Raw genomic sequence first — 8062 nt, 5'->3', positions numbered from 1 at the left:
CGTCGCCCCGTCAGTGACCCGCGCCGCTCTCTTCCGGGATTTCGATCAGCTCGGTCAGGACGCCGTGGCACGACTCGTGGTGGACGAAGGCGACCGGCAAGCCGTGCAGGCCGATCACCGGCTCGCGGTGGATGAGCTGGAAGCCCTGCTCCTCGAGGCGGCGCAGGGCCGCACGGATGTCGCGCACCGCATAGGCCACGTGGTGGAGCCCTCCACGCCGCTGGAGGAAGCGACCGAGATCGGAATCCGGGTCCTTGGGCTCGAACAGCTCGACGTGTCCCTCGCCACCGTGGAAGAGCGCGATCCGGGTGTGCGGGTAGTCCGCGATGCCGTCGAAGGTCAGCCCCAGCTTCTGGTAGGTCTCGATCGCCGCATCCAAGTCGGCGACGACGATCCCGACGTGATGCAGCCCGATCACCGGTACGGGTACCATGCCCGAATGCTCCCCTCGCTCGTGCCGCCGATGGCAACGCACGGTGTCCGGTGCGTCGCAGGTGCGAAGTATAGCAGTGAACTCACTGCGTGGTGCCGCGGCTCCCCGTCCCGGCCCGGCGGACCGGTACGTTGGCCACCAGACGGTCGCCGCCTTCGCCGCGCACGAGCGTGATCTCGATCCCCTGGGGGTCGATCTCCAGGTGACGGGAGAGGATCTCGCACATCTCGCGGCGGATCGCCTCGAGGACATCGGGCGTCAGCTTGACGTGGTCGTAGACCAAGACCTCGACCAGGCGTTGCTTGGCGACCTGCGCGCTGCCGCGCGGCGTCCGGCTCGTGCTGCGACCGAAGAGCGTGTCCAACCAGCCCATGCAGTCTCCCTCCTCTGGCTCAGGCCCGGCCACCGAAGCCGAGCGCGCGCAGCATGCGTCGCCAGACTCCGTCCGGTGTGTCCAACGGCTGGAACGGCACCTCCTCGCCGAGCAAGCGCGCGGCGATATCGCGGAACGCTTGACCGGCCCGCGAGTGGGGATCGAGCGCGACCGGCTCGCCCCGGTTGGTCGCCGTGACGATCGTCTCGTCGGCCGGTACCACGCCGACGAGCGGGATGGCCAGGATCTCCAGGACGTCCTCGACGGAGAGCATGTCGCCCCGCCGGACCAGTTCCGGATCGATCCGGTTGACGATGAGCCGCGGGGGCGGGAGCTCGGCTGCCTCGACCAGCCCGACGATGCGGTCGGCGTCGCGCACGGCGGAGACTTCCGGATTGGTGACGACGAGCACCTCGTCGGCGCCGGCGATCGCGTTGCGGAAGCCGCGCTCGATCCCCGCCGGCGAGTCGATCAGGACGAAGTCGAACTGCTGGCGCAATTCCTGGCAGAGCGCCTGCATCTGTTCCGGCGAGACCGCTTCCTTGTCGCGGGTCTGGGCGGCGGGGATGAGCGCCAGGTTGGTCAGCCGCTTGTCGCGGATCAGGGCCTGGCGCAACCGGCAACGGCCCTCGACGACGTCGACGATGTCGTAGACGATCCGATTCTCGAGTCCCAACACGATGTCCAGGTTGCGCAACCCGATATCGGCGTCGACCAGCACGACCGCTTTGCCGCGGGCAGCCAGTGCCGCTCCCACGTTGGCCGTCGTGGTCGTCTTGCCGACCCCGCCCTTGCCCGAGGTGATGGTGATGACCCGGCCGTTGCGATCCTGCTGTTCCTCCACCGCACCCCTCCTCCTGGCACACGACCAGGCTAGCGTCGTTCGATCCGCCAGGGCTCGATCACGATCTGCCCATCGACCACCCGTGCCAAGGCTGGCGCATCCACGAGTTGCCCGCCGCGATCGGGAGCGCGGGCCACCAGGTGAGCGATCCGCAGCTGCATCGGTGCCAGGCGGAGCGCCGCGATGACAGCCTCGGTATCGCCGCGGCGACCAGCGTGGACCGTTCCACGCACCACGCCCCAGACCAGGACGTCCCCGCCGGCGACCACCAGCGCGCCCGGGTTGACGTCACCGATCAGGACGAGATGCCCCTCGGCCTCGACCGACATGCCGGAGCGGAGCGTCCGGCGGACGTACGTCGCGCTGCCGTCCGGTGCCTCTTCGCTGCCTGGCTCGATCAGGCGCAAGCGGCGCGCTGGTTCGGCGGTCTCCGTGCGGAATCCCCAGCGCTCCAGCCGCTCGCGGACGTCACTGGTGGCGGCACTGATCGCCTGGATGCGGATCCCGTGGCGATCGAGGAGCTGCTGGAGCGCACCGATCTCGTCCAGGACCGGCTCCCGTTCGGAAAAGTCGAGCGTCAGGGCGGCACCGCGGAAGAAGCTGGACCGTGCCTCGAGGAGGTCGCGGACCTGTTCGAGCACGGCTGCGAGGGGGATGGCGCGCGGCAACAGGAGGCGGACGCCGTCCTGGGTTCCGCGCACGCGGACCGTCGCTCGCGCTCGCTCGTCGTCCAGCATCGCCTACCCTCTCGCTCCTGTTTCCGGGCTGATCCGTCCGAAATAGGTCGCCAGGATCCGGTCAGCGACCGGGACAGCGAAGGTCGCGCCCTCGCCGCCATCGCGGATCAGGACGAGCACCAGCACCGCTGGATCGTCGTAGGGAGCGAAGGCAGTGAACCAGGCATGAGCCTTCTTGTAGCGGCCGTTCTCCGCCTCGCCGTACTCGGCTGTCCCCGTCTTGCCGGCGATCGGGATGTCGTCTCCCGTCAGCACGAACTTTCCTTTCGCCGTTCCATCGGTGACGGTGCGGCGCATGCCGCGTCGGACCGTCTCGAGATGCTCGGGCGCGATCGCGAGTTGCCGCGCCGCCTCCGGCTCGAACCGCCGGACCACCTGCCCACTGGCATCGCGCAGTTCGCGGACGATCCGCGGCCGATAGTAGGTCCCCCCATTGGCGATGGCAGCCAAGGCACAGGCCAGCTGCAACGGCGTGCAGGCCAGGTGCCCCTGGCCGATGGAGACGTTTATAGTATCTCCGACCGACCAGTACTCCCGCAACGTCTGGAACAGCCAGCGCGGATTCGGCACCAGGCCGTCGGCTTCGCCGGCGAGCTCGATACCGGTCGGTTGCCCGAAGCCGAACACCTGCCGCAAATAGTGCTCGATCCGCCCGATACCGAGTCCGGTGAAGTAGTGCTTGGTCGGGTCGCCGGGGATGTAGTAATGGAGCGGCTCGCTGCCGCCCTCCGGCGTTTGGCCGGGCGCGCCGACATTGTAGAAGAACACGTTGCAGGACTGGGCGATCCCGTCGAGGACGTCGACCTCGCCGTGCCCGCTGGTCAGCCAGCAGACGTAGGTGTTGCCGCCTGCCTCGTCCCAGACGGTCGGCACGCGGATCGCTCCCCGGCAAGTGAAGGTGCTCTGCCGCGCGATCACTCCTTCCTGCAGCCCCGCACAGGCCAGAAGCGGCTTGACGGTCGAGCCGGGCGGGAACTCGCCGCTGATCGCATAGTTGACCAATGGGTGGAAGGGGTCGTCGAGGAGCGCCTGGTATTCCGCCTGGGTCAAGCCGTACACGAACTTTTGGTTGTCATAGGTCGGGAGGGAGACCAGCGCCAGGACCTCGCCCGAGCGCGGATCGAGCACGATGGCGACGCCCGATCCGACCGGATCGCGTCCTTTTTCGCGGGCAGCGCGATCGGCCGTGCGGATCCCTTCGGCCAAGGCCGCGGTGACCGCCTTCTGCAGTGCCGAGTCGATGGTCAGCACCACGGTGAGTCCCGGAACTGGCTCGCGCCGCCGCTCGACCAGTTCGCCGACGATCGCGTTGCGGGCATCGACCTGCACCCAGCGTCCGCCGTGCTGGCCGCGCAGGACGGCTTCCATCGCCTGCTCGACCCCACCGCGCCCGACGCGGTCGTCGGGACGATAGGGATTGGCCGGACTGTCGCCGCCCGCTGCCTCGTATTCTTCTTTGGTGATCGGCCCGACATAGCCCAGGATGTGCGCGAACTCGGGCCCCGCCGGGTACTCGCGGACGAGCTTCTCGTCGCTGACGCGGATGCCGGGGAGCGCGGTCGGATTGGCCGCGAGGGTCAGCGCGAGGTCGCGCGGGATGTCCTCGGCGAGCAGGACCGGCACGGCGCTCCCCGCGGCCGCCTGTCTCAGGTAATCGAACCGGTTGAGGACATGCACCCCCGGGAGGCGCTTGGCTTCCTGGCGCAGGACTGCGGCCTCTTCCGGGCGGAGCTTCTCGCGCACGATGACGTACTTGCGATCCTTGGGGGCGGAAAAGACGAGCCCCGCGAGGTCAGCCCCGGGCACGCCGAGCACCGTGGCGAGCGCGTCGAGAACCGTCCGCTCCTCACCGGGTGGCAGCGCTGGCCGGTGCACGACCAGGACATCGTCCAGTCCCAGGGCGGCGACGAGTTGGTCCCGCACCTGCCGGTACGTTGCCTCGTCGTCGGGGAGTTCGGCGGGTACCAGCCAGACGGTCCAGCTCCGTCGGTTCCGGGCGAGCACGGCGCCGTTGCGGTCGACGATGAGGCCGCGCGGGGCGCGCAACGGTTCGAAGCGCACCATGCTGCCCTGCGCGGCTGCCTGGTAGCGCGGGCGCTCGCGCAGCTGCATGATGCCGAGCTTGGCCAGGACTGCCCCGAAGCCGAGCACCATCGCGCCGCGCAGCAGGAACACGCGGCGCGTCAGCCGATCGTCGCTCGCCGGTTCCGGTTCTTCCGGTGGCGCGATCGACTTCGGCGCGGGGAGATCGAGACCGCGCCGGGCCGGCCTAGTGCGCACGCCTGACCCCCAGACGTCCAGCGAGCAGGACGATGCCGTAGACGAGCGGGACGGCGATCGAGTTGAGGATGCCGACCAGCATGGCGGTCACCCCCGCGTCCAGCCAGGCCTCCCAGCGAGCTGGCCACTGGACGAGCAGCAGGATCGCCCGGTAGGCCAGCGTGACTCCTCCCACGATCCCCATGAGCGGGAGCAGGGCGCTCCGGTAGATGCTCTGCCGTGCGGCCGTTCCAGCCAGCACGGCCGGGGCTAGCGCCAAGAGGTGCCCTCCGAGCGGGCTGGCCGCCAACAGATCGAGCACCAGGCCCCCCACCGCTGCCCAGAAGAATCCGCTGCGCATCCCTTGCAGGGCGCTAGCGACCAGGACGACTCCCAGTACGAGATCGGGGAACAAGGCGAAGGGCGTGACGCGCGGCAAGACGAGCACCTCCAGCGCAGCCGCCCCCAAGAGGAAGATCGTGATCGCCATCTGCTGCACTGCGCTCCACCCCTGCGCTGGTCTCGTGCCAATCGTACCACGCCTGCCTCAGTTTCCCGGCGGGCGAGCTGTTTGCAGGACGCGGATCTGCGCTTCGGCTCCCGGCATGCCGCTTTGCTCCAGCGCGTGGATCGTCCGTTCGACCGGGTAGGGAACACGCTGAAAGCGGACGCTCCAGCCCGATCCGTCCCACTCCAGGAGCGCGTAGGCGGCGCGCTGATCGCCATCGAAGGGGAGGCCGACGCTGCCCACCGCGACGACCAGTCGGTTCTCGATCTGCCAGCGGGCCTGCTGGTGGATGTGCCCGTAGGCGAGCGCTGCTCCACCGCTCTCGTCGAGCAGCGCGCGCAGTCGCTCGAGCGGGGCATCGGGCGGGACGACGGGATGCGGGCTGGACGGTGTGGCATGGACGATGACCAGCGCCGCGCCGGTCGGTGCGGGGACGACGAAGCGGAGCGGCAACGACGCGAGATAGTCGATCTGGTCGCTGCGCAGCCGCTCGGCACACCAGGCATACCGAGCAGCCAGGGCGGGACTGGCCAAATGGTCGAGGCGAAGGTCCTCGACCGGCGTGGTGGGTGGACGACCCGTCGCGACCGCGACCAGGAATTCGTCGGTGTTGCCGCGAACGGCCGGGATACCGCGCTGGCGGAGGAGATCGATGCATTCGGCTGGCCAGGGGCCACCGAAGGCGACGTCACCGGCCATCACGACGAGGTCGGGCGAGTCCTGTTCGATGGCCTCGAGGACCGCCTCGAGCGCTGGCAGGTTCCCGTGCGTATCGGACACAACGGCGACGCGCATGGCTCACTCTCCTCGCTGCGATGCTCATCCCGTACCATCCTACTGCGCCCAGTGCCGGTAACGGGCAGAATAGACCGGGGAAGGGAAGACGCGCACCGGAGGGAGGGGATCGAGCATGGAACCAGCCCAACGGTTGCCCGTGGAAGGGCGGCAGCGCGTCGCGATCGCGCGCGTCGTGCCGGAACTGGACTGCGGGCGCTTTCCGGTGAAGCGGATCCGGGGCGACGAGTTCGTCGTGGAGGCGGACATCTTCGCCGATGGACACGACGAGTTGGCTGCCGTGCTGCGCTATCGACCACCTGGCGAGAGTTCGTGGCGCGAAGTGCCGATGACCTTCCTCGGCAACGACCGCTGGCGGGCCAGCTTCTGGCTCACCGAACTCGGCCTCTGGGACTATACCGTCCTCGCCTGGATCGATCGTTTCGCGACCTGGCAGCGGGATCTCCGCAAGCGGGTCGAGGCGGGACAGGAGGTGCGCGTCGATCTCTGGATCGGGGCAGAATTACTCGAGTCGATCGCGAGCGCGGCGACCGATCCGGACGCTGCGTTTTTGCGTGGCGTCGCCGAGCGGCTGCGCAGCGATCCGGACGCGGTCGAGCTGGCGCTGGATCCGGAGCTCGCGGAGCGGGCTCGCAGCTGCGATCCGCGCCAGTTCGCCAGCGAGTATCCGCGGGTGCTGCGCGTGATGGTCGATCGCGAGCGAGCGCGCTTCAGCACCTGGTACGAACTGTTCCCGCGTTCCTGCGCGCCGGAGCCGGGGCGCCACGGTACGTTCCGCGACTGCGAGGCCTGGCTTCCCCGTCTGGCCGAACTCGGCTTCGATGTCCTCTATCTGCCCCCCATCCACCCGATCGGTCGCACGCACCGCAAGGGGAAAAACAACAGCCTGGTCGCTGGACCGGACGATCCTGGCAGCCCGTGGGCGATCGGGAGCGAGGAGGGCGGGCACGATGCCATCCATCCGCAGCTCGGGACGCTGGAGGACTTCCGGCGTTTCGTGGCCCGGGCGCGCGACGTCGGGATCGAGGTCGCACTCGACCTCGCCTTCCAGTGCTCACCGGATCATCCCTACGTGCGCGAGCATCCTGAATGGTTCCGCCGTCGGCCGGACGGAACCATCCAGTACGCCGAGAATCCACCCAAGAAATACCAGGACATCTATCCCTTCGACTTCGAGTCGCCGGCTTGGCGAGAACTCTGGCTCGAGCTCTTGCGGATCGTCCGCTTCTGGATCGAGCAGGGGATCCGTATCTTCCGAGTCGACAACCCGCACACCAAGCCGTTCGCCTTCTGGGAGTGGCTGATCGCCGAGATCAAGCGCGACTATCCGGAGACGATTTTTCTCTCCGAGGCGTTCACGCGACCGAAGGTCATGTATCACCTGGCCAAGCTCGGCTTCACCCAGTCCTATACCTATTTCGCGTGGCGGAATACCAAGGCGGAGCTGGAAGCCTACTTCACCGAGTTGACCCAGACCGAGGTACGCGAGTTCTTCCGCCCCAATCTCTGGCCCAACACGCCGGATATTCTGACCGAGTACTTGCAGACCGGTGGTCGGCCAGCTTTCCTCATCCGGCTCATCCTGGCAGCGACGCTCGGTGCCAGCTACGGGATCTACGGACCGCCCTACGAACTCTGCGAGGCGACGCCGCTGGCCCCGGGGAGCGAGGAGTACCTGAACTCGGAGAAGTACGAGATCCGGCATTGGAAGCTCGATTCGCCTCACTCCATCGCGCCGGTCATCGCCCGCGTCAACCGGATCCGTCGCGAGAACCCAGCACTACAGCAGGACTGGACGCTGCGATTCCATCCGGTGGACAACGACGAGCTGATCGCCTATTCCAAGACGAGCCCCGATGGGCAGAACGTCATCGTCACGGTCGTCAATCTCGACCCGCACCATCGTCATGCTGGCTGGGTCACGCTCGACCTGGCGTCGCTCGGTCTGGTGGCCGATACACCGTACCAGATGCACGACTTGCTGACCGGCGAGCGCTATCTCTGGCATGGGCCCCGCAACTACGTCGAACTCGATCCGCACGTGATGCCGGCACATATTTTTCTCGTTCGTCGTCACGTGCGGACGGAACAGGATTTCGAGTACTACCAGTGA

Annotated in this window: 8 protein-coding genes; 1 reads left to right on the top strand and 7 read right to left on the bottom strand. The window is 68.0% G+C overall.

Features of this window, described 5'->3' with window-relative positions:
* Positions 1-10: 10 nt before the first annotated feature.
* The 7 genes from ACWIVK_RS08320 to ACWIVK_RS08290 all read right to left on the bottom strand — a co-directional run bounded on the left by ACWIVK_RS08320 (position 11) and on the right by ACWIVK_RS08290 (position 5949).
* Positions 11-433: a VOC family protein gene (locus tag ACWIVK_RS08320; protein ID WP_448576185.1), complete on the bottom strand. Its 423-nt coding sequence runs from the start codon at positions 431-433 to the stop codon at positions 11-13.
* An 82-nt stretch (positions 434-515) separates the two neighbouring features.
* On the bottom strand, positions 516-806 hold the full coding sequence (gene minE / locus ACWIVK_RS08315; protein WP_448576184.1) for a cell division topological specificity factor MinE: 291 nt from the start codon (positions 804-806) through the stop codon (positions 516-518).
* A gap of 19 nt (positions 807-825) precedes the next feature.
* Positions 826-1650 carry a septum site-determining protein MinD gene (minD, locus tag ACWIVK_RS08310; protein ID WP_448576183.1) on the bottom strand — a complete coding sequence of 275 codons (825 nt, stop codon included), beginning with the start codon at positions 1648-1650 and terminating at the stop codon, positions 826-828.
* A gap of 29 nt (positions 1651-1679) precedes the next feature.
* Positions 1680-2387 (bottom strand): septum site-determining protein MinC, encoded by a 708-nt coding sequence (gene minC / locus ACWIVK_RS08305; protein ID WP_448576182.1) that lies wholly within the window; start codon positions 2385-2387, stop codon positions 1680-1682.
* 3 nt (positions 2388-2390) lie between these two features.
* On the bottom strand, positions 2391-4667 hold the full coding sequence (gene mrdA / locus ACWIVK_RS08300) for a penicillin-binding protein 2 (RefSeq protein ID WP_448576181.1): 2277 nt from the start codon (positions 4665-4667) through the stop codon (positions 2391-2393).
* The gene (gene mreD, locus ACWIVK_RS08295; RefSeq protein WP_448576180.1) at positions 4657-5136 is read right to left on the bottom strand and encodes a rod shape-determining protein MreD; all 480 of its coding nucleotides are present in this window, start codon (positions 5134-5136) and stop codon (positions 4657-4659) included. Before mreD ends, mrdA begins: the two co-directional genes overlap by 11 nt.
* A gap of 57 nt (positions 5137-5193) precedes the next feature.
* The gene (locus tag ACWIVK_RS08290; protein ID WP_448576179.1) at positions 5194-5949 is read right to left on the bottom strand and encodes a metallophosphoesterase family protein; all 756 of its coding nucleotides are present in this window, start codon (positions 5947-5949) and stop codon (positions 5194-5196) included.
* 115 nt (positions 5950-6064) lie between these two features.
* Between ACWIVK_RS08290 and ACWIVK_RS08285 the strand changes: the two genes are divergently transcribed.
* Entirely contained in the window at positions 6065-8062 is a 1998-nt protein-coding gene (locus tag ACWIVK_RS08285; protein WP_448576178.1) for a maltotransferase domain-containing protein, read from the top strand.

This window comes from Thermomicrobium sp., from assembly GCF_053493975.1.
The sequence above is the reverse complement of the archived record's forward strand: the minus strand, read 5'-3'. Positions and strand labels throughout refer to the sequence as shown.

Coding starts and splice junctions, on each gene's coding strand:
- ACWIVK_RS08320 (WP_448576185.1), bottom strand. CDS start 433: ATGGTACCCGTACCGGTGATCGGGCTGCATCACGTCGGGATCGTCGTC.
- minE (WP_448576184.1), bottom strand. CDS start 806: ATGGGCTGGTTGGACACGCTCTTCGGTCGCAGCACGAGCCGGACGCCG.
- minC (WP_448576182.1), bottom strand. CDS start 2,387: ATGCTGGACGACGAGCGAGCGCGAGCGACGGTCCGCGTGCGCGGAACC.
- mreD (WP_448576180.1), bottom strand. CDS start 5,136: ATGGCGATCACGATCTTCCTCTTGGGGGCGGCTGCGCTGGAGGTGCTC.
- ACWIVK_RS08290 (WP_448576179.1), bottom strand. CDS start 5,949: ATGCGCGTCGCCGTTGTGTCCGATACGCACGGGAACCTGCCAGCGCTC.
- ACWIVK_RS08285 (WP_448576178.1), top strand. CDS start 6,065: ATGGAACCAGCCCAACGGTTGCCCGTGGAAGGGCGGCAGCGCGTCGCG.